The following is a 546-nucleotide window of genomic DNA, read 5'->3' as shown; positions in this document are numbered from 1 at the left end:
GTTTCATGGGAGTAGTCGAAAAGGCAGAGGAAATTATCGCCCTCTGCCAGCAAGGGAAGTTTGAGGAGGCGGCGCAAGCCGCGCATATGGATGGGTGGCTTTGATGCAAGGGGTTCCGACCCCTTGCGAGGGTGAGGGGAGACCTTCGCTCTCGCAAGAGGCCGGAATGGCTTCAAAATATAAGGAGTGGTCACGATGAAGATCATCAATTTGACACCGCATGATGTTGTTGTACGACTAGAAAACGGGGAGGAAAAAACCTTCCCCGCATCCGGGGAAGTGGCACGGGTGAAGACCGTCTCGGAGGATGCGGGGGAAGTGGCAGGAGTTCCCGTCGTGTCCCAGGAATACGACGAGATACAGGGTTTGCCGGAGCCAGAAGAGGGGACTCTGTTTCTTGTATCACTTGTCGTTCGTCAGGCGGCAGTTGAAAGAGGGCGAACGGATATCATCAGCCCGGATACCTCCCCTCAGGGAGCGATCCGGGACGAGCAAGGCCGAATTGTGGCTGTGCGTCGTTTCGTCCGCTGATTCTGATCCTGCTAT

The 546-nt window shown here is 55.9% G+C and carries 1 protein-coding gene; it reads left to right on the top strand.

The genetic code is table 11. The annotated features are described in order from the left end of the window. Nucleotides 1–195: 195 nt before the first annotated feature. A complete protein-coding gene (locus tag IEV46_RS17900; RefSeq protein WP_188433993.1) occupies nt 196–531 on the top strand; it encodes a hypothetical protein in 336 nt (111 codons plus the stop codon). The last annotated feature ends 15 nt before the right edge of the window (nt 532–546 follow it).

This window comes from Kroppenstedtia guangzhouensis (genome assembly GCF_014637345.1).
In the GTDB taxonomy this organism is placed as follows: Bacteria; Bacillota; Bacilli; order Thermoactinomycetales; family DSM-45169; genus Kroppenstedtia; species Kroppenstedtia guangzhouensis.
The sequence above is the reverse complement of the archived record's forward strand: the minus strand, read 5'-3'. Positions and strand labels throughout refer to the sequence as shown.